Source organism: Brevibacterium sp. NPDC056726 (assembly GCF_042790515.1).
In the GTDB taxonomy this organism is placed as follows: Bacteria; Actinomycetota; Actinomycetes; order Actinomycetales; family Brevibacteriaceae; genus Brevibacterium; species Brevibacterium sanguinis.
This window is the reverse complement of the sequence record NZ_JBHTYZ010000006.1, coordinates 370,527-394,197: the sequence shown is the minus strand read 5'-3', so window position 1 is coordinate 394,197 and position 23,671 is coordinate 370,527. Positions and strand designations below refer to the sequence as shown.

Sequence of the window (23,671 nt, the reverse complement as noted above, 5' to 3'; positions counted from 1 at the left end):
GTGTCGAATTCCTCACCGCGGGTCGTCATCATCGGAGCGGGCATCGTCGGGGCGAACCTCGCCGATGAGCTCGCGCAGTTGGGCTGGACGAACACGCTCGTCATCGAACAGGGGCCGCTGTCCATCCCCGGCGGATCGACCTCGCACGCCCCGGGACTCGTGTTCTCGTCGAATCCGTCGAAGTCGATGACGGAGTTCGCGCAGTACACGATCGCGAAGCTGACGTCGCTGACCGGGCCCGACGGACGGGGATCATTCCTGCCCGTCGGCGGCCTGGAGATCGCGACGACCCCCGAACGGCTCGCCGATCTCGACCGCCGGGCCGGCTGGAACCGCGCGTGGGGCGTCGACGCCGAGGTGGTCGACGCCGACGAGGCGCTGCGGCTCTTCCCGATGCTCAACCGGGACATGGTATTGGGCGGTCTCTTCACCCCCGGCGACGGACTGGCGCTGGCGGCGCGGGGCACACAGCTCGTCATCGAGCGCGCCCAGGCCGCCGGGGTCGAGTTCCGCGACCGCACGGTCGTCACCGACATCGAGCATGCCGGGGGCAAGGTCGCGGCGGTCATCGCCGGCGACGAGCGGATCCCCGCCGACATCGTCGTCTCGTGTGCAGGCTTCTGGGGACCGAAGATCGGGGCGATGGCCGACACTCCCATCCCGCTGCTGCCGCTGGCCCACCAGTTCGCATGGTCGACTGAGGTCCCGAGCCTCGTCGGGAAGAACGAGCTGCCCAACGGTGCGCAGGCACCGATCCTGCGCTACCAGGACGAGGACCTCTACTACCGGGAGTGGGGCGAGCGGATCGGCATCGGCTCGTACGCGCACCGTCCGATGCCCGTCGACCTCGACGAGCTGCCGGCGTACGACCCGGACGAGATCACGTCCGAGCGGATGCCGTCGTCCCTGACCTTCACCCCCGAGGACTTCGAGCGCGAGTGGGAGCTCAGCCGGCAGATCCTCCCGGAGCTGGCGCAGACCGACATCCAGCGCGGGTTCAACGGCATCTTCTCCTTCACCCCCGACGGCGGGTCGCTGGTCGGGGAGTCCCGGAACGTCAACGGATTCTTCGTCGCCGAGGCGGTGTGGGTCACCCACGGGTGCGGCGTCGCGAAGGCCGTCGCCGAGCTCATCGCCCGCGGGTACTCGTCGACGGACCTCAGCGGACTCGACCTCAACCGCTTCGAGGACGTCCAGACGACACCGGAGTACGTCAGCGAGACCTCGCAGCAGAACTTCCGCGAGATCTACGACGTCCTCCACCCGCTCCAGCCCCGGGTCTCACCGCGCGACGTGCGGCTCAGCCCGTTCAACGAGCAGCAGAAGAAGCTCGGGGCGGTGTTCCTCGAGGCCGCGGCGTGGGAGCGCCCGCACTGGTACGAGGCGAACGCCGCGCTGCTCGACGAACTGCCCGAGGAGTGGCGGGCCCCGGAGCGCGAGGCGTGGGCCGACCAGTTCCATTCGCCGATCGCCGCCGTCGAGGCGTGGAAGACGCGGACGAACGTCGCGATGTTCGACATGACCCAGCTCAAGCGCTTCGAGGTCAAGGGTCCCGGAGCCGGCCGGCTGCTCCACGGGCTGACGACCTCGTCGATGCTGCGCAAGCCCGGGGCGGTGAGCTACACGCTGCTCCTCGACGAGGCCGGCGGCATCACCTCGGACATCACGGTGGCGATCCTCGACGAGGAGACCTACCAGGTGGGGGCCAACAGCAACATCGATCTCGCCTACATCTCCCGGGCCGCGCGGCGGCAGACCGAGGAGGACCCGAGCCAGTGGGTGACGGTGCGGGAGACGACGCCGGGCACGTGCTGCATCGGCCTGTGGGGACCGCTCGCCCGCGACGTCATCGCCGCGGTCAGCGACGACGACCTCTCCGATGAGGGGCTCAAGTACTTCCGGACGAAGCCCATCACGATCGCGGGGATCCCGGTCACGGCGATGCGGCTGTCGTATGTCGGGGAGCTCGGCTGGGAGCTCTACACCTCGGCGGATCTCGGGCACCGGCTCTGGGATGTGCTGTGGGAGGCCGGACAGGAGTTCGGGATCATCGCCGCCGGTCGGGAGGCGTTCAACTCGCTGCGGCTGGAGAAGGGCTTCCGCTCCTTCGGCACGGACATGACGAGCGAGCACGAACCCGAGCAGGCCGGTCTCGGCTTCGCCGTCAAAGCGTCGAAGACCGATGACTTCGTCGGGAAGTCGGCGCTCGCGGCCCGTGCCGCGGCGGCGGAGAAGAAGCTCACCTGCCTCACCCTCGACGAGCCGAGCGACATCGTGCTCGGCAAGGAACCCGTCTACGTCGGGCGGTCGGACGGCGACGGTGGTGCGGCGGGTGGCGGTGCTGCGTCGGGGTCGGGTGCGGCCTCGGGCTCAAGTGCGGCCGACGGGTACGTCACCTCGGCGGCGTACGGGTACACGATCGGGAAGGCGATCGCCTACGCGTGGCTGCCGAACACCCTGTCCGTCGGTGATCCCGTCGAGATCGAGTACTTCGGGCGCCGGGTGCCGGCCACCGTCACCGCCGAACCCCTCTACGACCCGGAGATGACGCGCCTGCGCGGGTAGTGCGCGAACCGGCGCGCTCCGCCTGTGAGCGCTCGTTCCACACTTCGCGTGAAAATCGCGTCCTCGGAGGGCCGTTTTTCACGCGAAGTGTGGAACCAGGGTGCGGGGGCTCCGCGCGGCGGTGTTCTGCGCGCGAAGTGCTGAACGACGGCGCCGAGGTGGTGGAGCGGGACGGGCCGTCACCTCGACGAGCGGGTGCGGAAGGTGAGCACGGCGATGACGGCGCCGACGGCACCGAGGGCGGCAAGACCGGCGCCCATCGTCGTCGACCCGCCCGCACCGGGACCGCCGACAGCGACCAGCACGCCGACGAGGGCCGAAGCGATCGCGTTGGCGATGAGCTCCGCGGTGCCGAGGCCCGCGGCCGCCTTCGAGCCCTCGACGGGGTCGTCGCTGCTGCTCATCGCGGCGACGTTGAGGTGGGGGAAGGCGAGGCCGATGCCGGCTCCGGCGACGACGAGACCCGCCGCCCAGACCCACGCGATCCAGGTGCCGGTGACGTGCTGCGTGACCGCGAAGACGGTGAGACCGGCGGTCACGAGGATCGGCCCGAGCACCATGAAACGGCGGGCGAGGCGGGGGCTGTCGACGCTCGCGCTGACGATCTGGACGAAGCTCCAGCCCACGGAGATGGCCACGCCGAAGACGGCGGCGACGAACGGGGACATCCCGATGAGCTCTTGGCCGAACTTCGGCAGGAAGATCTCGATCATCGCCGCGGAGGAGAGGATGCCGAGGACGAGATAGATCCACTTGAGCGGGTTCCCGCGGCGGTAGGCGAGGTGGGGGAGCACCGACGACGGCGAGCGGCGGTCGATGAGGACGAAGCCGACGACGAGGCCGACGCCGAGGACGAGGGCGACAGAGGTCGGCAGGCCGACGGGGACGACCGCCGCCGCGCTGAAAGCCGAGGCCGCGAGGACGAGCACGGTGAGGGAGGCGTACGGCAGCGGTCCGAAGTCGGGGTGATCTGCGGAGCGGCCGGGCAGGCTGCGCAGGGCCATGACTCCGAGGACGAGCGACATGATCGTCAGCAGCCAGAACGCTCCTCGCCAGAAGTCGAACTGGGCGAACAGTCCGCCGACGGCCGGGCCGACGAGGGTGCCGAAGCCCCACATCGCCGAGACGAGCCCGGTCGCGCGGGTCCACAGCCTGCGGGGGAGGGCGTCACGGATGACCGCGTAGCCGAGACCGGCGAGCAGACCGCCGCCGGCGCCCTGGATGATGCGGGCCCCGACGAGCAGCTCCATCGTCGGTGCGAGGGCCGCGCCGAGCGAACCGACGGAGAAGAGCATGAACGCGAAGAGGTACGCGCGGGCGGCACCCCAGGCTCCCAGTGTGCGGGCGACGAGCATCGAGGTGAGCACGGACGCGACGAGGAAGGCCGTCGTCACCCAGGCGAAGTAGCGTTCGCCGCCGATGTCGGCGATCGCGGAGGGCAGGAGGGCGGCGGTGACGAAGGTGTTCATCGCGTAGACGGCGACACCGCCGGCGAGTACGAGGGAGGCGGTGAGATGGTCAGGGCCGAAGAGTTCGCGCCAGCTGCCGGTCTCGCTCGGCACGCTAGTCGCCGGATCGGGAGTCATCGTCGGGTCGGAGGCGGTTGAGGGCCTGTCGTCGTCTCTCATATCGGCTACGCTAAAACCTCAACCAAAGTTGAGGTCAATGATGGATGTGAAGAATTCTCACGACGTGAAGCCCTCGCCCACCGATCTGCTCTCGGTCGGTGAGGTCGCGAGGCGCGCGGGCGTTGCCGTCTCGGCACTCCACTTCTACGAGCGTCAGGGGCTCATCTCCGCGACGCGGACGTCCGGCGGTCAGCGGCGCTATGCGAGGCACGTCATCCGCAGGGTCTCGGTGATCCAAGTGGCCAAGCGGATGGGCATCCCTCTCGTCGAGGTCGCCGAGGTGTTCTCCGACCTGCCGTCGGACCGGATGCCCGGCAAGGCGGACTGGCGACGGATCAGCGAGCGCTGGCGCGGCAGGCTCGAGGCCAGGCGCAGGGAGATCGAGCGGATGGAGAGCGAACTCGTCGAGTGCATCGGGTGCGGATGCGTGTCGCTGAAGAGCTGTCGCGTGCTCAACCCCGATGACGAACTCGGGACGAGCGGCTCGGGCCCCCGGCTGCTGCCGGAGATCCCGGCGGAGTGAACGGGAGACGGCTCACGCGACTGACACGGTGACGGCTGCGGCCCGGCCCGCCTTTCACTATTGCGACCGACGAACCCGGCCTGCGCGGATCAGGCGGCGACCGCCTCGGCGAGGGTGCGGCGATGCATCGCACGGTGGCCGATGACCGCGGCGACGGCGATGATGACGGCGACGAGGGCGATGCCGATCCACTGGTTGATGAGCAGGGAGGCGGCCCCGGCGAGGGCGCCGATGAGGATGAGCGCGACGGCGAGGCCACGGCGGATCCAGTTCGTGCTGTCGCCGCCGGCGAGCCGAGAGTCTGCGGCGAGACCGACGATCGTCGAGGTGACGACGACGGTCGTGACGTCGGCGATCTTCATCCGCCGTGCCGCGGCGGCCTGCGCGCCCATGAGCGTGGAGAGCGCCGAGGTGAAGATCGTGCCGGCGGCCCCGAGAGCCGGATCGGGAACAACGGCGACGTAGACGGACAGCGCCGCGCAGCCGAGCGCGACGAGCGTGAAGATCAGCGTCGTCCGGTGGTGCCAGGCCTCGCCGCGACGGCCGAGGATCCGTCCGCCGAGTGCCGCGCCGACCATGAAGAAGGCGAGCGCGAGCGCCGGGCGGAGGACGGGCAGGTCGTCGGCGCCGGTGAGCGCCATGCCGAGGATGACGACGTTGCCGGTCATGTTCGCGGTGAAGATCTTGTCGAATCCGAGATAGCCGATCGCGTCGACCATCCCTGTCGAGAAGGTGAGGACGAGGAGCATCGCGAGGTCGAGGCGGCGATTCATTGCGCCCCTTTCGTCGGGAGGGGTCCACGCGCAGGGGCGGGTCCGCCTGCCGGGAGGGGTCCACGCGCGTGCTCTCGCACGCGCGTGGGGGTGAGGGTGAGTCGTACGTGTTGTCGTCTCATTGCTGAGCCGGCACTTGTTCGGCCAGGTCATGGCCGGCCGAGCACGCGGCTCTTTCGACTGGCGCGGTGCCTGCGAGTTGCGCAGTGCCGGGCACAGACGCGGGCCGGCTGGGAACCGGCCCGAAACGGGTCTCCCACGGTGCGGGAGACCCATTGGGTTTGTATACAAAAAGCATAACCGTCGATAGATTGTATGCAAACGGAAGGCCGGAAACGATCTCCCGATTGCCTACGATGGCCTCAAGGCCGAATTCCCGACGCGCCACCGGTTCCACGGAGGAACACCGATATGACCTTTACCGCGCCCGCCGCGTTCACGACCCGCCCGACGCTCGAAGGCCACTTCGGAATGTCGGCATCGACGCATTGGCTCGCGACCGCCTCGGCGCAGGCCGTCCTCGAACGCGGCGGCAACGCCTTCGACGCTGCGGTGGCCGGAGCCTTCGTCCTCCACGTCGTCGAACCCCACCTCAACGGACCCGGCGGTGACATGACGGGGGTGTTCGCCACGGCCGATGACCCGTCCTCCCCACAGATCCTCATGGGCCAGGGCCCGGCTCCGGTGGCTGCGACCATCGAGCACTACCGCGGTGAGGGGCTCGACATGGTCCCCGGAGCGGGTGCCCTCGCCGCTGCCGTGCCCGGCTCCGTCGACGCATGGCTCGCCCTCCTCGAGGACCACGGCACCTGGGAGCTCGCCGAGGTGCTCGCCTACGCGATCGACTACGCCGAGAACGGGCACCCCGTCCTCGCGCGGGTCGCCGGAACCATCGAACGGGTGCAGGAGCTCTTCACCGACCATTGGCCGACCTCGGCGCAGCTGTGGATGCCCGAGGGCCGGATTCCCGAACCCGGAGAGATCATCGTCAACCCGGCCTACGCCGAGGTGCTCCGACGGCTGATCGCCGCCGGTGACAGTGCTGCCCCCGGTGAAGGCGCGGAGGCCCGGGCCGCGCGGGTCCGTGCCGCCCGGACGGAGTGGAAGACCGGATTCGTCGCCGAGGCGATCGCCGAGTTCGTGCGGACCCCGCACCGCCATTCGACCGGCGGTGACCACGCCGGAGTCCTCACAGTCGCTGACATGGCCGGTTTCGACGCAGGATACGAGACGCCGGTGACGATCGACTTCCGGGGATATGAGATCGCGAAGATCGGACCGTGGGGACAGGGACCGGCACTGCTCCAGGCGCTGACGATCCTCGACGGATTCGACGACGACCGCCTCGACCCATCGACGGAGATCGGCGCCCACACGATCCTCGAAGCCCTCAAACTCGCAATGGCCGACCGCGACGCCTACTACGGAGACGCCGCTGTCGACCTCGACTGGCTGCTCAGTGACGAGTATGCCGCGAGCCGCCGCGACCTCATCGCCGACACCGCCTCGGCGGAGTTCCGACCAGGGCCGAACCGGGCCGGCGAGGCTCCGACGTTCACCCCGCCGCTCGTCCCCGAAGGCGCGGACCGGGAGGAGCTCAGCAGAGCGGGAATCGGTGAGCCGACCGTCCAGAAGAACGGAGTCAACAACGGCGACACCTGCCACATCGACGTCGTCGACCGCTGGGGCAACATCATCTCCGCCACGCCGTCGGGAGGGTGGCTGCAGTCGTCGCCGGTCGTGCCCGAACTCGGCTTCTGCCTCGGCACGCGCCTGCAGATGACGTGGCTCGACGCGGACTCGCCGTCGGCGCTGACGCCGGGCAAGCGCCCGCGGACGACCCTGACGCCGACGCTCATCTCGCAGAACGGGCAGCCGATCATCGCGCTCGGCTCCCCGGGCGGCGACCAGCAGGAGCAGTGGCAGCTGCTGATGATCCTCCGCATGCTCGTCGGCGGATACGCGCCCCAAGAGGCGATCGACGCTCCGGCTCTGCACACGACGGCGCTGGCCGGCTCGTTCTGGCCCCGCACCTGGGTGCCGGCGGGCGCCGTCGTCGAGGACCGCCTCGGCGAGGACGTCATCGCAGGACTCATCGAGCGCGGACACGCGGTGACACGGGCCGGCGACTGGGAGCTCGGCCGGCTGTCATGTGTGACCCGCGAACCGACGACGGGCACGCTCGCGGCGGCGGCGAATCCGCGCGGTGCCCAAGGCTACGCGGCGGGGCGATGATGAGCGGCTCGAGTGCCGCCGCCGTCGGTGCGCTGCTGCGTCACGACATCATCGCCGGTGTGCTCCCACCCGGCACGAAGCTGCGGGAGGCGGCGCTCGCCACCCACTACGCGGTGTCTCGCATCCCCATCCGCGAGGCGCTGCGGGCGCTCGAATCCGAAGGGCTCGTCGAATCCCGGCCGTACGTCGGCAGCGTGGTCGCCCCTTCACCGGTCGACGACGCCGAGGACCTCTTCGAGATCCGCAACGTCCTCGAATCCGCGACAGCACGGAAGGCGGCGAAGCGGGCGGCAGCGCAGAGCAGCGGCGGGGCGACCGATGCGCAGTGGCTTCGGGTGCGCAAGGAGATCACGGTGATCCTCGACGACGGTGATGCCGTGATCGCGCAGCAGCGTTTCGACGCGCTCGCCGAACTCAACATGCGCTTCCATTTCGCCATCGCCGAACTCAGTGGAAGCCTGTCACTGACCAGCCTGCTGCGACAGATCTCGGGCAAGATCGAATGGCTGTATTCGCTCAACGTCACCACCCGCGGGTCGCAGGCGTGGTCGGAGCATCGGGGGATCCTCGCCGCCGTCGACGCCGGTCAGGAGGCAACCGCCGCTGACCTCATGTCCATCCACGTCTGCCGGAGCCGTGATGCGTACTTCGCGATGGTGGCCGAGGCCGCCGACCGCTCCCGGGAGAGCCCTGCCGCCGGCAGCTGACTCTCCCGGGAGCGGTCCCGGGCATGCCTCCTCTGCTCACCCCGCCTCGGCGAGCAGGGCGTCGAGCTTGTCATAACCCTCGACGATTCCGGTCTCCATACCGGAGGCGACCATGCCGTCGCGGGACTCGACGGAGTCGAAGATCGCCGTCGAGCTCAGCCGGGTGCGTCCGTCGCCGAGGTCGGTGAGCGTGAGGATCTCGAGGCTCACGGCGTCGGGGAAGCCCTCGTACGTGAAGGTCTGGACGATGCGCTCGTTCTCGCGCACATCGTGGAACGATCCGAAGAATCCGTACTCGCCGTTGTCGTCGGTGGAGACGTAGCTCCAGTTCCCGCCGGTCGTCGGATCCCATGCGCGGATCGTGTTCGTGGTCTCGGCGGGGCCGTTCCACTGCATGAACAGCTCCGGGTCGACGTGCGCCCGGAACACCTTCTCCGGCGGTGCCTGGAAATCGCGGGTGATCGAGACGGTCTGGACGCCCTCGGGCGCCTCGATCCTCGTCGTGCTGAAATCGGTGTCGGTGGTCATGTCATGCTCCTTTGCATCAGTGTCGGTCGGTCGTTTCCTGTGGTGTGGTCGTACTGGAGATCAGCTCGCCGAGGCGGTCCCCGGGTTCGCGTCCTCCCCGTCCTCGTCCGCGGTCATCGCGTCGAGCACCGCGTCGAGGCGCTGGTAGCGCTCCTCGGCTTGGCGCTGGTATCGCTCGATCCATTTCGTCATGAGATCGAAGACGTTGTCCTCGAGGTGGACCGGTCGACGCTGGGCATCGCGGGAGCGCGTGACGAGTCCCGAGTCCTCGAGCACCTTGAGATGCTTCGACACCGCCTGGACGCTCACGTCGTAGGGTTCGGCGAGTTCGCTCACCGTGGCATCGGCCACGCTGAGCCGGGCGACGATGTCCCTGCGAGTGGGGTCCGACAGTGCCGCGAACACCTTCGACAGCTGGTCGGTCACCGCACCTCCTCCGGCTGCAGTCGACGGTGAACAGTTTCTCAACCATTCGGTTGATTGCAACGGTAGGACTGCGCCGGCCTGTTGTCAACCATTTGGTTGAATAAAGGGTTAGCCTTCGTGCGCTGAGGTTCGGAGGCAGCGATGTTGATCCGGGTCGCTGTCTTCGGCAGGCGCGCGGCGAACCACAGCGACACGACTATGGCGAAACCGCTGGCGATCCAGAGCACTGGCTGCACGCCCAGGGACGTGACGCCGATCGCGGCCAATCCGGCTCCCAGCGGCAGAGCGCCCCAGCTGATGACCCGCGACGCCGAGTAGACGCGACCGAGCAGGTTCAGCGGTGTCGTCCGCTGGCGAACGACGGAGACGATGATCCGCCAGACTGTCGACCCGGCGCCCGCGATGATGATTCCGGCGGCGATGACCGGAACGGGGGCGCCGAGCGCAGCCGGGAGGACGAGGCCCGCAGTGCCCACGGTGTCAACGAAGAGGAGGGCGGCAGGAGGCAGCAGTCGTTCAAGCCGCGAGGTCAGCATCGAAGCGACGATGCCGCCACCGGCCATGCTCGCGAGGAGCAGGCCGTACGCTGCCGGCGAGAGGCCGAGGGGGCCGGGTGACACGGCGAAGAGAACGAAGACCGATGTCCAGGCGCCCCACACCACACTCATGGCGGCCGTCAGCACGGTGAGTTCGCGCTGAAGCCGATGGTTCCAGAGGAAGCGCATTCCGCCGAGGACTCCGCGCGGAGGTGTGGTGCTGCCGGCTGATTGCTGTCCGTGATCCTTTCCTGCGTCATCGGCGGTGGAGGCGGCCGGAAGTCGGGAGGGATGATTCGATGCCAGGCGATTGTCGCTGCTGAGCGTGATCGCCAATCCCACCGCGGCTATCGCCGCCAGCGCGTAGAGACCCGACCCGACTGCGGTGGCCGCAAGGCCCGACAGTCCGATGAGGAGCCCGGCGAGCGGGGGTCCTGCGAGCTGGTTGGCGACATTGATCGTCGCCTCGAGCCTGCTGTTGGCCGCGGTGAGCTGCCCCTTATCGACTGTTCGGGGGACGGTGGAGATCAGGGCTGTGTCGACGAGTGTCTCTGCGACGCCGTAGACGAACGCGGCTCCGACTGTGAAGGCGAAGGTCGCGAAGTCGGTGGTGAGCGAGACGGCAAGAGCGGCCAATGCAAGGACTCGTGCGACGTTGACGGTGACGAGCAGCGTTGCCGGAGAGGCTCTGTCGACCAGCCATCCAGCGTGGAGTCCGAAGAGGGGCCAGGCGATCGTCGCTGACACGGTGACCAGTGCGACCTGCCCCGGCGGGGCACCTGCGGCCACGGCGATGAGCGGCAGTGCGGTAACGGTGATTCCGTCACCGAGGTTGGCGGCACCCGAGCCTGCCCAGAGCCATCGAAATGATGCGCGCATTCTAACCACCTAAATCTCGTTTGAAGGTCAAGTCTTCTCCGAACGTCCTAACCAGTCAAGAGTCTGTGAGTGGTAAAGTTGGCGCATGGACTTCGAGCATGTCGGAAACGCCCACTGCTTCGAGCTGGTGAACTCGGTGCCGAACCGCCAGGACGGTGGAGACCGGGACTGGCTGTGCGACGTGGATACCGCCGAGGCATGGGCGCAGACGCTCGGACTGGGGCCGGTGCAGCGATTGACCCGAGACGAGCTGGCCAGCCTGCGGTCGTTGCGCGAGAAGATCCATGCCGTCTTCACGGCGGTCGTGAGCGACGTCGATATCCCTGTGGCTGAACTCAACGCGGTGACCGAGGCTCACGCGGCGGGGCTATCGCGGTACGGCTATGCGCCGACATCCACCGGAATCGCTCGAGCCTGGCCTGATGTCTGGGATGCAGAATCTCTCACCGCGCTTTTCGCTGAATCCGCCATCGAGGAGCTCAACGGTCCTCGGCTCGACCGAGTCAAATCGTGTCCGAACTGCCAGTGGCTCTTCGTCGACACCTCGCGGAACCGAAGTCGACGGTGGTGTTCGATGCGCACGTGCGGGGGGCGCGACAAAGCCCTGCGGCACTACCGGAAGACATCGGGCTGAGCTCGGCCATCATGCGGCGGCGCAGTCGGCTGCGGGACGACGCGCTGGTCGACGATCCGCACCTGCGGTGGCGTCCGCTGACGGATCGTGAACCGGCGCTCAACTGAGCCGACCCGCGGGGACATCGCATCAATTCGCCTCCAGCGCCCGCCGAGCGGGCCGCGGTCGGCTAAGGTCTGCAGAACAGAAGTGACTTGCGCGGCCTGCTGTGACCGATCGGCGGTTCGGCGTCGCGCCCTGCAACAACGACGACGACGTCGGGAAGGACAGTCATGAGCTCTCTGCGACAACAGCTCTTCCGAGTGAAACCGGTGCCGCGCGACAGTGAGGAGGCCGGCAGCGACCTCAAGCGCACGATCGGACTCTTCTCCCTGACGATGATCGGCGTCGGATCGACGATCGGCACGGGCATCTTCTTCATCCTCTCCGAATCGGTGCCCGTCGCCGGTCCCGCCGTCATCTGGTCGTTCGTCATCGCCGGCGTCGTCGCCGGTCTCGCGGTGATCTGCTACGCCGAACTCGCCGGCAGCGTGCCCGTCTCCGGATCGTCGTACTCCTACGCCTACGCCACCCTCGGTGAGCTCCCCGCGATGGGCGTGGCTGCGTGTCTCCTCCTCGAATACGGCGTCGCCGGTGCCGCCGTCGCCGTCGGCTGGTCGCAGTACGTCAATCAGCTGCTCTTCAACCTCTTCGGCTTCCAGATCCCCGATGCGCTCGCCTACGCCCCCGAGGAAGGCGGCATCGTCAACCTTCCCGCGATCCTCCTGCTCGCGATGTGCTGCTTCCTCCTCGTCCGCGGCACCGGCGAATCGGTCGTCGTCAACACGATCATGGTGTGCATCAAGGTCGCCGTTCTCGTCTTCTTCATCGTCGTCGGCCTCACCGGCTGGAACTCCGACAACTTCGCGAACTTCGCCCCCTTCGGCCTCTCCGGAGTCGTCTCCGGTGCCGGCATCATCTTCTTCAGCTACGTCGGCATGGACGCCGTCGCCACGGCCGGCGATGAGACGAAGAACCCGAAGAAGACGATGCCCAAGGCGCTGATCTCCGCGCTGCTCATCATCACCACCGTCTACGTCCTCGTCGCCGTCGCCGCCCTCGGCGCACAGCCGTGGGAGGAGTTCGAGGGGCAGGACGCGGGGCTCTCGGCGATCCTCGAGAACATCGTCGGCTCGACGTGGCCGGGCACCGTCGTCGCCGCGGGTGCTGTCATCTCGATCTTCAGCGTCACCCTCGTCTCGATCTACGGTCAGAGCCGCATCCTCTTCACGATGTCGCGCGACGGGATGATGCCCAAGCTCTTCCAGGACGTCAACCCCCGCACGCTCACCCCGGTCAAGGGCACGATCGTCGTCTCCGTCGTCATCGCCATCCTCGCCGGCTTCATCCCGATCAACTTCCTCGCCGAGATGACGAGCATCGGCACCCTCGTCGCCTTCGTCGTCGTCGCGCTCGCCGTCATCATCCTCCGCGTGCGCGAACCGAACCTCGAACGCGGCTTCAAGGTGCCCTTCTACCCGGTCCTGCCGATCCTCTCGATCCTCGGCTGCCTGTGGATCATCAGCAGCCTGCGCCCGATCACGATCGTCGTGTTCGTCGTGTGGACCGCCGTCATCATCGGCCTCTACCTCGTCTTCGGCCGCAAGAGCTCGGTCCTCGGCAAGCAGATGGCCGCGGCCGACCGCGATGCCGCAGGAGGTCAGCGATGAGCATCGTCGTCGGTGTCGCCCCAGGTCAGGACAATACCTCGGCGGTCGAACTCGGAGTCGTCCTCGCCCGTTCGTACAGCAGGTCGCTGACGCTGGTGTCGGTGAGTTCGACGGCATGGCCGCCGAACCGGGACAAGATCGATCAGGAGTTCCAGTCCTACATCCGCACCGTCGCCGAGGCGTCTCTTGAGGAGGTGCGCCCGCTCGTTCCCGACGACATCAGTACCGACTATGTCGTCCACGCCGCCCGCTCCTCCCGGCGCGGTCTGCTCGAGGTCTGCCGTCGCGTGGGAGCGTACCGGCTCGTCGTCGGCTCGGCCGCCGACGGCAGGGACGGGCGGATCACGCTCGGCTCGGTGACCAACGGCCTCCTCCACAGTGCGGAGCTGCCCGTCGTCCTCGCCCCCATGGGATTCCGCGCCGAGGCGGGGGCCAAGCTCAAGCGGATCACGGCGGCCTACAGTGGGTCGACCACCTCGGCGGAGCTCATCCTCGGTGCCGCGTTCGTGTCCCAGGAAACCGGGGTGCCCTTCCGCATCGCGTCGTTCGCTCCGCGTTCGCGCGTGCTGTCGGCGGCGAGCATCGGGCTCAACGCCGAGGCGGGGATCGTCGACGAGTGGACGAAGGTCGTCCGCCGCGACACCGATGAGATCCTCTGCTCGATCGACCAGCTCCACATCAACCCGGGGGAGACGGAGGTCGCGATCGGCACCGGCCCGAACTGGGCGGCCGCGCTCGAGAGCATCGGCTGGGAGCATCCCGAGGTGATGATGCTCGGGTCCTCGGGGCTCGGCACCCTCAAGCGGGTGTCACTCGGCAGCCACGCGATGCGGATCCTGCAGAACTCCCCGGTCCCCGTCGTCGTCGTTCCCCGCCGTGCCAAGGCCGGCTACATGTCCCAGGCGCGCGACCGCACGGACCTCGGCGGGGAGGGGTAGTCCGGTCCGCGGCGTCAGTATTCGGATTGGTACCAGGCGCGGCGTTCGAGGAGCTCGGCGCGGAATGTCGATGTCAGCAGGCGGGGATCGGGGATGTGCACTCGGGAACCGGGGCCTCTTGGGTGTCCGAGTGCCGCAAGAAGGGTGTCAGCCCGCTGGCTCGGCGCCGACTTCGCACCGAGGTGGCTCTGCAGGTCCTTGATGCGCAACGGGGTGCGACCCGCGGTCGATGCGAAAAATGTCTCATTGATTTCCCCTGCGATCCAGAACAGTGCCGCGAGCAGCGCCGGATCGGAGAACCGGCGCCGGAAGACGGTCGGTTCACGGCGGGCCACCTCGGCGAGGATGCGGAAGGCGACGGTGGCGAACTCCGGGTCGCCGAAGAACTCCTGTGCCGTTGTCGTCACCTGAGGCAGAAGAGGGCGGAGCCGATCGACGACATCGTCCGGGATGCCCGTGGCATCGAAATCCTCGGTCGGCAGCGGGTCGATGGTGAGCGAATCGAGGTTGGCTCTGCCCCCGACGGTCTCTTCGAGAAGGGCGAGTTGCCGTGTCGCGAACTGCTCGTCGGCGACGAAGCGCGCCTGCAGTGCGTCGATGAGTTCCGGCGGCAGATCGACACCGTCCGGCAGCTCGGCGAAGGGGAAGCCGATCGTGTCAGGCTCCGCCCGTCCGGTGACGAGGCTGACGTAGTCGGCACGTCCTGCCTCGATAGCGTTCAAGGCATTCTGCGTGAAGCCGGGATCGACGCCGGAGCGTTCGTTGGCGTACTGGACGAGCGCTGTCAAGGTCGTCGGCATCGACAGCATATATGCGTCATCGGCGACGACCTTGCGGGGATAGAGATCATGGAGGATGCGGTCGGTGAAGCTGCCCGACCAGCGCAGAGGATCGTTGTTGCCGTAGTTCGCCTGGAATTCTAGGAGCAAGTCGGCGTGCCTGAGCTCGTCCCCAGTGAGGTCTGCGGCCCACGGCGAGGCGGCGAAGTCGTCGGCGATCTCCTTGATCTCCTCGGGCGTCCACTCTTTGAGGTCGTACCCGATTCCGCCGGTGGGCATGAGTCTGAGCATCCAGGTCAACATCGCGCGGGTGCCAGGCCAGGTTTCGGTTGCCGGTGCTGGAATGATGGTGTCGCTCATGTCGAGGGCCTCGATGATTCGAGCCCGCGCATCGGCAGGGCTGAGCTCGACCCGGTCGACGTCGATCTCTGGGTTGACGGCGATTCCCGACATCACGGTGTCAAAGGACTCGGGCGTGAGGTAGGCGTCCTCGATGAACGGGGCCCCGCTGCGTTCGATGCCGATGGCGAGCGTGCACGACCGGGCCGCCGTGCTGATCTCGACGACGATCGTCTCTTCGATGAGCACGGGCGAGACGATCGCCGCAGCCCTGCGCGGGGTGACCTCGTCGATGCGTCGGACCCATTCGGGCTCCCGGCGATCGGCCGGTGGCAGCTGCCGTCTGATGCGTCGGCGGAACAGTTCGTCGTCGATCATCTCCGCCCATATGCGCACCAGCGACTCGGTTTCCTGACCGGCAGGGTCGAGCATCGACAAGGCGATGTCCTGGAGCCTGCTCAGGTCGCCGACATCGGGAATTGCCCTGTTGATCCGGTTGGCCTCTCGGAAGTCGAGGTCGGTCCCGGTGTCCTCACCATCGCTGCCGACGATCGCTGCGACCAACGTGCTCGCCAGTTGCAGGAGCGGGACCGGATCGGTCGGATCGGCGGTTGCCTCGGCAACGATGCGGATGAGGTCGAAGTCCGCGGGGCCGTGGGGTCCAGGAGGTCGGGCCATGCCCACACGCTACGCGATCGGGGCGGGCAGATGCGAGACTTCGGGGGGACCGGCTCGCGTCCGGGTGACCTGCGAATTGGTGCTCCGGTTCGGCGTGAGGGGACAAGGGAATCAGCCGAGCACCGATCTGGGGAGTCGATGCACGGTGACGGCTCCTTTCGGAGTCATCGGGTGCAGAGGGTCGGGCGCGGTGGATCCGGTCGGACCGCCGAGTTCGGAATCGGCCAACGCGCTCATGACCACGTAGGCATCGGCTGACGACCAGCCATGGTCTCCGACGAGGAAGTCGAACATGTCCTCGTAGCCGCGGGCGATCGATTCCTGCACCGGGTCGCCGAGTCCCACGAAGATCCACTCATCGGTGGTCTCGATCCGTGGCGCGCGCAGATTCGTCATCGTCGACCCTTGGTGGTCTCTGGCGCGCAGGAGATCGATGGAGACGATGGCCGTGCCCTGCGCCTCGATCGCCACGAATGAGGATTCTCCCCGGGCCATGAGCGCATGAATGTCGCCGATGCTCAGCAGGGCGCCGGGAACTTCGACCGGCAGGTAGACCGTCGAGCCCGGCTTGGCATCCGTGAGGTCCATGTTCCCGCCGAATCCGTAGCTGGGCATGATCGTCGAGCCTGTCCCGACCGCCGGTGCGGTTCCAATGCACCCGATCATCGGCTCGACGGGCGCCGTGAGCGAATCCGTGAGCACCACCTCGGCGCCGTTGATCGGTATCCGGTACGCTCTGGTCTCGCCTCCCATCCTGTTCGCAAGGGCGCCCGTCCCCGGCAGGTAGACCGACCACCCGTAGTCACCGAGGTCGATCCGGTGGATGGTCACGGCGAGCGTATCGCCGGGTTCGGCATCCTCGACGAAGACCGGCCCGGTCACCGGGTTGATCGGTGCCGTGACCGCCTCCAGGCTGCCGCGCTCATGGATCTGCGCATAGGCCGCGTCGTCGGTTTCGAATCCGATCGTCTCCGAGGTGCCCGGACGGATGGTCAGAGCAGGCTCGGCCTGGGCGTCGAATGCCGGTTTTCCGAAGGATCTGTCCAGGAGATGGGTTGGTGAGTCGGGCATGGTCACTCAGCCTCCTTGTGAAAGCGATGTTGGGAAGGGTGCTGAGATCCCGGCACCCTTCTTGCGATAGATGAAGAATACGATGGCGCCAAGAATGAGCCATGCCAGGCCGTCGATCAGCACGAAGCCATGCATCAAGGTGCCCTCCGAGATCACCGGGCTATCTCCACACTCAGTGATCCGGGGCCGTGCCGATCGTCGGCACAGCCCCGGATCACGTAAGCGCGACGTCAGTCGGTCTCGGGCTGCTGCGTCCCGCCGAATCCCTCGTCCTCGCTCTCCTCGAGGCGTCGACGGTCCTGCCCGTCGCCGAGGCCGTCGCCCTCGGGTCGGCCCGCCTGCTGTCCGTCGAGGCCGCCGACGCCGCCGCGGTCGCCCTGCGGCTGCCCGCCGGTGTCCTGCTCGCCGAACTCGGACTGGCTGCCCGGACCCGGATGGCCCTGCTGTGACTCCTGCGGATCCTGTCCCTGCTCGGAGTTGAAGCCGCCGTTGCCGAAGTTCTCCGATGTCATGTCCCACTCCTTCTCTGGTGTCGAACCGTCGCACTGTGCGACATGTTCGTCAGTCTTGGCCGTCTCCTCCAATTCGGCAAGGAGGTTTGTGCAATACTCATCGAACTCTGAGTTTGCGGACACGCAGGACTCCGCGCCCGCGACCATGACCTGGCACCATGGGAGGTCAAGCGACCATCGTTCGCCCGGCGGCGCCTGTCGCGGCCGCCCGAGAACAGGAGCCACCCATGACTACCAGACGCCTCCCGCTCGACGGTGTGCGAGTCCTCGAACTCGGCAACTACATCGCCGCGCCGACCGCCGGGCGCATGCTCGCCGACTTCGGCGCCGAGGTCATCAAGGTCGAACGTCCCGGCACCGGTGACGAACTGCGCAACTGGCGGCTGGCGGCCGGCACGACGTCGATGCTCTACCGCACGATCAACCGCAACAAGAAGTCCGTCACCCTCGATCTCCGCACCGAGGCAGGGCGGGAGGCCGTGCTCGAACTCGTGCGCCGCAGCGACATCGTCCTCGAGAACTTCCGACCCGGCACCCTGGAGAAGTGGGGGATCGGCCCCGACGTCCTCGAAGAGGTCAACCCCGAACTCATCCTCGTGCGCATCTCCGCATTCGGTCAGACCGGCCCGCTGTCGGCCCGACCCGGCTTCGCCGCCGTCGCCGAGGGATACTCCGGCTTCCGCGAACTCGTCGGCGACCCCGATCGCCCGCCCGTGCGCGTGGGCGTCTCGATCGGCGATTCGATCGCGGGCATGCAGGCGGCCTTCGGCGCCGTGATGATGCTCTTCGACCGTCAGCAGCAGAGGATCCACGGAGCCGCCGAGGCGGTCGTCGGATCCGAGACCGGCTTCGAAGGAGAGGGCCCGCTGGCCGACCGCACGGTCGACGTCGCGCTCAACGAGGCGATGTTCTCCGTCATGGAGTCCCTCGTGCCCGACTACTCCGCCTTCGGCGAGGTGAGGACCCGCACCGGCGGTCGCATGGAGGGCATCGCACCGTCGAACGGCTACCTCTGCGCCGGTGGGAAGTCCGTCGTCATCGCCGGCAACGGCGACGGCATCTTCACCCGCCTCATGGCCGCGATCGACCGCCCCGACCTCGGTGCTGACCCCGACCTGCAGACCAACGCCGGACGGTGGGCCAGACGCGACGAACTCGACGAGGCGATCGGCGCCTGGTGCGCGACCCGCGAGGTCGACGACGTCGTCGCCGTCCTCGACGCCGCCGGGGTGCCCGCGGGGCCGATCTACACGGCCGAGGACCTCGTCGCCGACGACCAGCTGCGCGCCCGCGGAATGATCCAGCACCTCGACGTCTCCACCGGCGAGGAGACGCTGACCGACGTCGCCTTCCCCGGGATCACCCCGGTCATCGGCACCGCCTCGCTGCCGATCGATCACCTCGGCCCCGACCTCGGCGAACACACCGATGAAGTCCTCGCCTGGCTCGGACTGAACCGCCCGGACGACGACGGCGGCGGCACCACCGAACAGACGGACGCGGACTGAGCCCATGGCCGCGCTGCGCTACGCCATCAACGTCACCATCGACGGCTGCGTCGACCACCGCGAGGGTGTCGTCGACGAGGAGCTCCACCGCCATCACGCCGAGAACCTCCTCCGCGCCGACGGTCTCCTCTTCGGCCGGACCACCTACGAGATGATGGAAGCGGCCTGGCAGAACCCCGCACCCGAGATCGCCGACGACCCCTTCGTCCAGGCGATCAACGCCGCGCAGAAGTTCGTCGTCTCCCGCACCCGCACCGAGGTCGGCTGGAACTCGCGGCTCATCACCGGTGACCTGAGGACGGAGATCGAACGCCTCAAGGCCGACTCGACCGACGGCATCGCCGTCGGCGGCGTGACTCTGCCGGCAGCGCTGGCGCAGCTGGGACTCATCGATGAGTACCAGTTCGTCATCCACCCCCGCGTCGCCGGCCACGGACCCTACCTCTTCGCGGGCCTCGAGCCGCGACTCGACCTCGACCTCATCGGACGGTCCGAGCTCGGATCCGGCGCTGTCGTCCTCGACTACCGCCCGAGACGCTGAGCGAGGCCGACCGGCCCAGACGCCGAGCGTCGCAGCCTTTTCCCGAAGAACGGGAACTGCGACGATGAGTTTCCCGTTAGCTCTCACATACCGACCGCTGCGTCTTCCCCGTGTGCGCAGGGCTATGGTAATCCTGACACCAGCACGCGACGAGGCGTGCAGTACCAGGCATTCCGGCCGGCCGTCCCGCTGACCGGGAGCCACCCCGAAGGAGTCTCATGGTTCGGCCGACCGCGGTCCACATCCTCGATACGACGCTGCGCGACGGTCTCCAGATCGAGTCGACCATCGTGCCCACCGACGTCAAGGTCGAACTCGCCGAACGGCTCATCGCCGCAGGCCTCACCCAGCTCGAAGTCGGCTCCTTCGTCAACCCGAAGAAGGTCCCGCAGATGGCCGACACCGACGACGTGCTGCGCCGCCTCCAACCCTATGAGGACCAGGGCGTCGAGCTATTCACCCTCGTCTTCAACCTCAAGGGAGCCCAGCGGGCCGTCGACGCCGGGGCGAAGAACATCAAACTCGTCGTCTCCGCCTCGGAGGGCCATTCGCAGGCGAACTCCGACGCCCCGATCGCGCAGGCCACCGAACGCCTGCTCGCCGCCGCCGACTACGCCACCGAGCACGGACTCCGCTGGGACATCACCACGGCCGTGAGCTTCATCTGCCCCTTCGACGGCATCACCGACTCAGGCCGCCTCGTAGAGGTCCTCCGTCCCTTCGTCGACGCCGGCGCGCACAGCATCGGGGTCGCCGACACCATCGGCAACGCCAACCCCTCGCTCGTGGCCGCGAACACCTCGGCGGTCATGGGGGCCTTCCCCGGCAAGCCGGTCAGCCTCCACCTCCACGACACGTACAACTTCGGTATGGCCAACGTCATCACCGCCCTCGACCTCGGCATCGAGAACTTCGACGCCGCGATGGGCGGCCTCGGCGGATGCCCGTTCGCCCCCGGTGCCGCCGGCAACATCGGCACCGACGACCTCGTCCACCTGCTCCACCGCGAAGGGGTCGCCACCGGCATCGACGTCGACGCGCTCGCCCAGGTCCGCGCGCCGCTGACCGCGGCCGTCGGCCACGACCTCACCTCGAGCCTGTCCCAGATCCCCGCGGTTCCCGCGAGCCTGACGAGCTGATCGGGGCCGGGCCATGAGCGCAGAGGACACGACCACGAGCACCGAACCGCTGCCGCTCGAGGGCATCCGCGTCATCGAGTTCTCCCACATGGTCATGGGGCCGAGCTGCGGGATGATCCTCGCCGACCTCGGCGCCGAGGTCATCAAGATCGAACCCCGCGGAGGCGGCGACAAGACCCGCTACCTGCCCGGTTCGGGCTCGGGGCTTTTCCCCGCGTTCAACCGCAACAAGCGCAGCGTCCAACTCGACATCGCCGAGGCGGTCGACCGCGACATCGCCCTCACCCTCATCGACTCCGCCGACGTCGTCCTCGAGAACTTCCGCGTCGGACGGATGGAATCCCTGGGCTTCGGCTACGAGGAGCTCTCCGCGCGCAATCCGCGCCTCATCTACTGCTCGCTCAAAGGCTTCCTCACCGGTCCGTACGGTGAGCGGACCGCCCTCGACGAGGTCGTCCAGATGCTCGGCGGGCTCGCCTACATGACCGGGCCGCCCGGCCAGCCCCTGCGCGCGGGAGCGAGCGTCAACGACATCATGGGCGGCATGTTCGGGGTCATCGGGATCCTCTCGGCGCTGCGAGTCCGGGAGCGGACCGGCCACGGGCAGGTCGTCAACTCCGCGCTCTTCGAGAACAACGCGTTCCTCGTCGGCACGCACATGGCCCAGGCGCAGCTGAGCGACGAACCACTGCGGCCGATGCCCACCCGCCGGGCGACCTGGGCGGTCTATGACATCTTCCGCGACCGGGACGACAGCCAGGTGTTCGTCGCCGCCGTCAGCGACGGACAGTGGCGCGACCTCTGCGACGAATTCGGACTCACCGAACTCGCCGATGACCGCGCCCTGGCCGACAATCAGGGGCGGGTTGACAACCGCGACCGGATCCACCGCGTCCTCCAGGCCGCGCTGTCCCACCTCAGCCTCGACGAGATCGTCGAGAAGTGCACGCAGCGCGGCCTCCCGGTCGCTCCCGTCAACACGCCCGCCGATCTCACCGCCGACCCCCACCTCGTCGCCTCCGGGGCGCTCGCGGCGACAGCGCTGCCGACCGGTGAGCGCGTCGACGTGCCGCTGCTGCCGCTGACCTTCGACGGTGCGCATCTGCCGAAGCGCAGCGACGTGCCCGCGCCGGGAGAGCACAACGGAATCTACCGCGACGGCGAGCCGGAGACGGCACACGACCGCGATGACGACGTACCCGACCGCGAGGAACACGCACCCGACCGCACCGAGGAGAGGGTGCAGTCGCCATGAGTGATGCGGTCATGGACTCGGACAGAAGCAGGCTCGGACTCGGACAGAAGCAGGAAGGACACTGCAGGCGACTGCAGCCGGTGAAGGAGTGGCAATGCGATCAATGGAGATCACACGTCGGACAGGGACGACGGGCGGCGCGGCGACCGCCTCGGCGCCGAGACGGGGGAGGAGACGCTGGCTTGGGATCGGTGCCGCGGTGGCGACGACGGCGCTCGTCCTCTCGGGGTGCCAGGGCAAAGCGCAGCCGCCCGGTGAGAGCGGGGACTACCCGAGCGGCCCGGTGACGGTGACGGCTCCGGCCGAACCCGGATCGGGATGGGACACGACCGCGCGCGCCGTCGTCGAGGCGCTGCAGCGCGACGAACTCGTCACCTCGCCGCTGCCGGTGCAGAACCGGCCGGGCGGCACGGGCTGTTCGTGGCTGACGACGATGATGCAGCAGGACAAGGGCAAGGACGACCAGATCGCCATCACGTCGCTGGCGAGCCAGACGATGAAGGCGCGGGGACTGTGCGAGTACGGCCCCGAGGATGCCACCCTCATCGCCACCCTCTACGTCGAGGACTTCATGGTCGTCGGCCCGAAGGACGGCGACATCAAGAACCTCGAGGACCTCGTCGCCGCACTCAAGGACGACCCGCAGAAAGTCACCGTCGCCGCAGCCGGTGACGACACGCTGCCGTTCGCGCTCTTCGCCCAGGCCGCCGGGGTCGAGCCCGCCGACGTCAACTTCGTCAACTACGACGGCGGCGGCGAGCAGACGACGGCGATGCTCAACGGCGATGCGAAGGTCGCGATCGCCGGGCTCAGCGAGTTCCGGTCCGTGCTCGAAGCCGGCGACATCGTCCCCCTCGTCACATTCGCGCAGCAGCCGCTGGCGGCTCCCTTCGACACGGTGCCGACGGCGATGGACTCCGGGTACGACGTCACCCTCGGCAACTGGCGCGGGGTCTACGGTCCCGCGGACATGCCGCAGACCGCCGTCGACTACTGGGCGACGACGCTCGAGGAGATGAGCACATCGCCGACCTGGGAGGACACGGTCAAGAAGAACCAGTGGGCACCGGAGTTCAAGACCGGCGAGGACGCGCAGGCCTACGTCAAGGAGGCCGCGACCACCGTCGACGAGGGTGTCAAAGCCACCGGCATCGGTTCGGAGAAATGACCGCGACGAGACGCGACCTCGTCACCGGGGTCGTCGTCGCCGTCATCGGCGTCATCTACTACATCGCGACGTTCTCCATCCAGGAGACGACCGACATCGTCACGCCGCGGACGTTCCCGGCGATCGTCGGGGCAGGGCTGATCATCCTCGGTCTCTTCCTCGCCGGTCAGGCCCTGTGGCAGGGGAGGACGGCGGCCGCAGACGCGGCGGCTGCTGACGCTGTGCCTCGAGACGGGGTCACGGCAGACGCAGCCCCCGGCGACACGACAGCCGCAGACGCGACGCCGGCAGACACGGCACCCGGCGACACGGCGCCCGAACCCGCCTCGGGTGTCGTCCTCCCCGCGCCCGAGGACCCGCCGGCCCGCAGGGTAGTGCTCCAGTTCGCGCTCTTCTTCGTCTACCTCGCGATCGTCATTCCCGTCGGCTTCCTCCTCTCGACGGCGGCGTTCCTCATGGCGGTGACGAGCCTCTACGCCCCGGAGAAGTGGATCCGCAACCTCCTCTACTCGGTGCTGTTCTCCGTCATCATCTACGTCGCCTTCGTCTACGGGCTGCAGGTCTACCTGCCCGTGGGAATCCTAGGGTAGAGGGAGGCAC

The 23,671-nt window shown here is 68.1% G+C and carries 22 protein-coding genes; 13 read left to right on the top strand and 9 right to left on the bottom strand.

The window, feature by feature from the left end; translation table 11 throughout:
• Complete coding sequence (locus ACFQ91_RS14840) at positions 1-2,565, top strand: FAD-dependent oxidoreductase (RefSeq protein ID WP_344250151.1); 2,565 nt, start codon at positions 1-3, stop codon at positions 2,563-2,565.
• A 179-nt stretch (positions 2,566-2,744) separates the two neighbouring features.
• Here ACFQ91_RS14840 and ACFQ91_RS14835 read toward each other — a convergent pair whose 3' ends face one another.
• Positions 2,745-4,193 (bottom strand): MFS transporter, encoded by a 1,449-nt coding sequence (locus tag ACFQ91_RS14835; protein WP_211978403.1) that lies wholly within the window; start codon positions 4,191-4,193, stop codon positions 2,745-2,747.
• Positions 4,194-4,239: 46 nt separating this feature from the next.
• Between ACFQ91_RS14835 and soxR the strand changes: the two genes are divergently transcribed.
• Complete coding sequence (gene soxR, locus ACFQ91_RS14830; protein ID WP_376872613.1) at positions 4,240-4,716, top strand: redox-sensitive transcriptional activator SoxR; 477 nt, start codon at positions 4,240-4,242, stop codon at positions 4,714-4,716.
• Between the two features lie 89 nt (positions 4,717-4,805).
• Here the strand turns inward: soxR and ACFQ91_RS14825 are convergent, their stop codons facing one another.
• Positions 4,806-5,489, bottom strand: a complete 684-nt coding sequence (locus tag ACFQ91_RS14825) for a YoaK family protein (RefSeq protein WP_211978401.1) — start codon at positions 5,487-5,489, stop codon at positions 4,806-4,808.
• 411 nt (positions 5,490-5,900) lie between these two features.
• On the opposite strand from ACFQ91_RS14825, the gene ACFQ91_RS14820 reads away from it, so the two are divergent.
• Both ACFQ91_RS14820 and ACFQ91_RS14815 read left to right on the top strand, forming a co-directional pair.
• On the top strand, positions 5,901-7,724 hold the full coding sequence (locus ACFQ91_RS14820; RefSeq protein ID WP_344250155.1) for a gamma-glutamyltransferase: 1,824 nt from the start codon (positions 5,901-5,903) through the stop codon (positions 7,722-7,724).
• A complete protein-coding gene (locus ACFQ91_RS14815; RefSeq protein ID WP_211978399.1) occupies positions 7,724-8,431 on the top strand; it encodes a GntR family transcriptional regulator in 708 nt (235 codons plus the stop codon). The genes ACFQ91_RS14820 and ACFQ91_RS14815 overlap by 1 nt, the downstream gene beginning before the upstream one ends.
• Positions 8,432-8,467: 36 nt before the next feature.
• Here the strand turns inward: ACFQ91_RS14815 and ACFQ91_RS14810 are convergent, their stop codons facing one another.
• Genes ACFQ91_RS14810 through ACFQ91_RS14800 form a run of 3 tightly spaced genes read right to left on the bottom strand, consistent with a single transcriptional unit; the run spans position 8,468 to position 10,800 of the window.
• The gene (locus ACFQ91_RS14810; protein WP_211978398.1) at positions 8,468-8,959 is read right to left on the bottom strand and encodes an SRPBCC family protein; all 492 of its coding nucleotides are present in this window, start codon (positions 8,957-8,959) and stop codon (positions 8,468-8,470) included.
• 60 nt (positions 8,960-9,019) lie between these two features.
• On the bottom strand, positions 9,020-9,385 hold the full coding sequence (locus ACFQ91_RS14805; RefSeq protein WP_211978397.1) for a helix-turn-helix transcriptional regulator: 366 nt from the start codon (positions 9,383-9,385) through the stop codon (positions 9,020-9,022).
• Positions 9,386-9,423: 38 nt separating this feature from the next.
• Positions 9,424-10,800 (bottom strand): MFS transporter, encoded by a 1,377-nt coding sequence (locus ACFQ91_RS14800; RefSeq protein ID WP_211978396.1) that lies wholly within the window; start codon positions 10,798-10,800, stop codon positions 9,424-9,426.
• A gap of 85 nt (positions 10,801-10,885) precedes the next feature.
• Here ACFQ91_RS14800 and ACFQ91_RS14795 point away from each other — a divergent pair, with 85 nt between their 5' ends.
• The 3 genes from ACFQ91_RS14795 (at position 10,886) to ACFQ91_RS14785 (ending at position 14,081) form a co-directional block, all read left to right on the top strand.
• Positions 10,886-11,434 carry a CGNR zinc finger domain-containing protein gene (locus tag ACFQ91_RS14795; RefSeq protein WP_198500235.1) on the top strand — a complete coding sequence of 183 codons (549 nt, stop codon included), beginning with the start codon at positions 10,886-10,888 and terminating at the stop codon, positions 11,432-11,434.
• A gap of 272 nt (positions 11,435-11,706) precedes the next feature.
• A complete protein-coding gene (locus ACFQ91_RS14790) occupies positions 11,707-13,143 on the top strand; it encodes an APC family permease (RefSeq protein ID WP_198500236.1) in 1,437 nt (478 codons plus the stop codon).
• On the top strand, positions 13,140-14,081 hold the full coding sequence (locus ACFQ91_RS14785) for a universal stress protein (RefSeq protein WP_198500237.1): 942 nt from the start codon (positions 13,140-13,142) through the stop codon (positions 14,079-14,081). Before ACFQ91_RS14790 ends, ACFQ91_RS14785 begins: the two co-directional genes overlap by 4 nt.
• Positions 14,082-14,095: 14 nt before the next feature.
• Here ACFQ91_RS14785 and ACFQ91_RS14780 read toward each other — a convergent pair whose 3' ends face one another.
• From ACFQ91_RS14780 to ACFQ91_RS14765, 4 genes are all read right to left on the bottom strand, one after another.
• Positions 14,096-15,877 carry a hypothetical protein gene (locus ACFQ91_RS14780; RefSeq protein WP_198500238.1) on the bottom strand — a complete coding sequence of 594 codons (1,782 nt, stop codon included), beginning with the start codon at positions 15,875-15,877 and terminating at the stop codon, positions 14,096-14,098.
• Between the two features lie 111 nt (positions 15,878-15,988).
• Entirely contained in the window at positions 15,989-16,948 is a 960-nt protein-coding gene (locus ACFQ91_RS14775; protein WP_198500239.1) for an acetamidase/formamidase family protein, read from the bottom strand.
• Positions 16,949-16,954: 6 nt separating this feature from the next.
• Entirely contained in the window at positions 16,955-17,104 is a 150-nt protein-coding gene (locus tag ACFQ91_RS14770) for a hypothetical protein (protein WP_198500240.1), read from the bottom strand.
• 74 nt (positions 17,105-17,178) lie between these two features.
• Entirely contained in the window at positions 17,179-17,460 is a 282-nt protein-coding gene (locus tag ACFQ91_RS14765; RefSeq protein WP_137826198.1) for a hypothetical protein, read from the bottom strand.
• Positions 17,461-17,687: 227 nt separating this feature from the next.
• On the opposite strand from ACFQ91_RS14765, the gene ACFQ91_RS14760 reads away from it, so the two are divergent.
• From ACFQ91_RS14760 to ACFQ91_RS14735, 6 genes are all read left to right on the top strand, one after another.
• Positions 17,688-18,968: a CaiB/BaiF CoA-transferase family protein gene (locus tag ACFQ91_RS14760; RefSeq protein ID WP_198500241.1), complete on the top strand. Its 1,281-nt coding sequence runs from the start codon at positions 17,688-17,690 to the stop codon at positions 18,966-18,968.
• 4 nt (positions 18,969-18,972) lie between these two features.
• A complete protein-coding gene (locus ACFQ91_RS14755) occupies positions 18,973-19,509 on the top strand; it encodes a dihydrofolate reductase family protein (protein ID WP_198500242.1) in 537 nt (178 codons plus the stop codon).
• Between the two features lie 218 nt (positions 19,510-19,727).
• Entirely contained in the window at positions 19,728-20,648 is a 921-nt protein-coding gene (locus ACFQ91_RS14750; RefSeq protein WP_198500243.1) for a hydroxymethylglutaryl-CoA lyase, read from the top strand.
• 13 nt (positions 20,649-20,661) lie between these two features.
• A complete protein-coding gene (locus ACFQ91_RS14745) occupies positions 20,662-21,903 on the top strand; it encodes a CaiB/BaiF CoA-transferase family protein (protein WP_198500244.1) in 1,242 nt (413 codons plus the stop codon).
• Between the two features lie 103 nt (positions 21,904-22,006).
• Entirely contained in the window at positions 22,007-23,071 is a 1,065-nt protein-coding gene (locus tag ACFQ91_RS14740) for a tripartite tricarboxylate transporter substrate binding protein (RefSeq protein ID WP_232623801.1), read from the top strand.
• Positions 23,068-23,661, top strand: coding sequence for a tripartite tricarboxylate transporter TctB family protein (locus ACFQ91_RS14735; RefSeq protein ID WP_198500245.1), 594 nt, complete (start codon positions 23,068-23,070; stop codon positions 23,659-23,661). Before ACFQ91_RS14740 ends, ACFQ91_RS14735 begins: the two co-directional genes overlap by 4 nt.
• The last annotated feature ends 10 nt before the right edge of the window (positions 23,662-23,671 follow it).